This is a genomic window from Pseudomonas sp. 05T35 (assembly GCF_056396605.1).
The window spans coordinates 1-2,336 of record NZ_JBFTLU010000583.1; the positions used below are offsets into that span (position 1 = coordinate 1).

Here is a 2,336-nt window from a genome sequence, read left to right on the forward strand (position 1 = left end):
AGCTTGCTCCCGCTCGGCCGCGAAGCGGTCGTAATCCGGTAATCGCGCTCCATCTGGATATTCGCGGTGACTGATTTCAGGGTCGCTTCGCAACCCAGCGGGAGCAAGCTCCCTCGCCACAGGTGCTCCTCCGTGTCTGCGAACAACACAAAACCCGCCACTTTTTCACAAGACTGGCGGGTTTGTCGTTTCAGGTCAGACAAAATCAAAGCGGTTTACCAACAGCAATCAACAACTCGTCGACTGATGAACGATTTGCAAACACAAGATTGATCTCGGTCAGCTAATCCTCGCCACACACTCTCTACCCTTGCGCTTCCATCAAAGGCCAGGGACGGCTCAATGGGAGCCTCCGGCCGCGCATTCTCAGGGAAGAGTCATTCATGCGGTCATTGAAGATCATTTTGTTGTCATCGGCGTTCAACGGTTTGACCCAACGGGCCTGGCTGGACTTGCGCCAGTCAGGTCACGAGCCCAGCGTAGTGCTGTTCACCGACGAAGCCTCGGTGTGCCGGCAGATAGAGGAATCGGCGGCCGATCTGGTGATCTGCCCGTTTCTYAAGGATCGTGTTCCGCAACAGCTCTGGAGCAACCCGGATCGCCCGGTGGTGATCATTCACCCAGGCATCGTCGGTGACCGCGGTGCCAGCGCGCTGGACTGGGCCATCACCCAGCAGGTCAGCCGCTGGGGCGTCACGGCCTTACAAGCGGTCGAAGAAATGGACGCTGGACCGATCTGGTCGACCTATGAATTCAGCATGCCCGCCGACGTGCGCAAATCCGAGCTGTACAACGGCCCGGTGAGTGACGCCGCGATCTATTGCATACGCGATGTGGTGGAAAAATTCGCCAGCGATTTYGTCCCGACACCCCTCGATTACACGCAACCGAACGTCATCGGGCGCTTGAAGCCGAACATGAAACAGGCCGACCGCACCTTCAGCTGGCACGATTGCACGCAGTTCATCAAACGCACCATTGATGCCGCCGACGGTCAGCCGGGTGTGTTGGCGAGYCTGGCCGGCGGGCAGTATTACCTGTACGACGCGCACCTCGATTCACGTACCGGCACGCCGGGAACCATTCTTGCCGTGCAGGACGATGCCGTACTGGTCGCGACCGGCGATCACAGCCTGTGGATCGGTTCACTCAAGCGCAAGGCCCAGCCAGGAGAGGAAACCTTCAAGTTGCCGGCGCGGCATGTGCTGGCCGGGCAACTCGATGCGATACCGGTACTGGACGGATCGATCGCCAACCAACCGTTCAACGAGGCGACCTATCAACCGATTCGTTATCGGGAGTCGGGTCACGTCGGTGAACTGACCTTCGAGTTCTATAACGGCGCCATGAGCACCGAACAATGCCAGCGGCTAGTTGCAGCGCTGCAGTGGGCCAAGGCTCGGGACACCCAAGTGCTGCTGATCAAGGGCGGTCGTGGAAGCTTTTCCAACGGTGTGCACCTCAATGTCATTCAGGCTGCCAAGGTGCCGGGGCTGGAAGCCTGGGCCAATATTCAGGCGATCGACGATGTCTGCAAGGAAATGTTGACGGCCCGGCAACTGGTGGTTAGCGGCCTGACTGGCAGTGCCGGAGCCGGCGGCGTGATGCTGGCGCTGGCCGCCGACATCGTGTTTGCCCGGGCGGGTGTCGTACTCAATCCGCATTACAAAACCATGGGCCTGTATGGCTCCGAATACTGGACCTACAGCCTGCCCCGAGCAGTGGGCAGCGAAATCGCGCACAAGCTGACCGAAGACTGCCTGCCGCTCAGCGCGTTTCAGGCCTGGCAGTTGGGGATGATTCAGGAGATTGGTCCGCGCTGCCCGCGCGAGTTCAGCCAATGGTTGTTGCAACGGGCCAAGGGCGCTTTGACCGATGAAAAGTACGCAGCGTTTCGCGCGCAAAAAACCAGCATGGACCTTCAGCAGATCGAACACTGTCGCGAGGCCGAGCTGGCCCAGATGCAACTGGACATGGTGCACAACCGCCAGCAGTTCGCCGAGAAGTGCCGCAACTTCGTGTTCAAGCGCAAAACCTGCCAGACCCCGCAGCGCTTGATCGCGCCGTGGGCATTGGAGCGCGAGGCGACGCTGATCGCTTGATCACTTGATTGCTCTCCGTAGCTGCCGCCCACAATGAATTGGCTCGCCCCAACCACTCAGGCCGGCCGGCAGGCCGCCGTGCTTTGCTGTTGATCTTGATCCACCCGCCCCTTTCGGGAGGCCGAGTGGAGGTGTTCATCAGGGGGTGGGCGCGCAGCGCCGTACGGCGCAGCCGGACACATCGAGAGGAGGTCGTCGCGAAGCAGACCGTAGGCGATGCCCCCTGATGGACAC

At 60.3% G+C, this 2,336-nt stretch carries 1 protein-coding gene; it reads left to right on the top strand.

Annotation, left to right across the window (positions count from 1 at the left end; all coding sequences use genetic code 11):
• Positions 1 to 383: 383 nt before the first annotated feature.
• Positions 384 to 2,102: a hydrogenase maturation protein gene (locus AC1DH9_RS27535; protein WP_427547108.1), complete on the top strand. Its 1,719-nt coding sequence runs from the start codon at positions 384 to 386 to the stop codon at positions 2,100 to 2,102.
• Positions 2,103 to 2,336 lie beyond the last annotated feature (234 nt).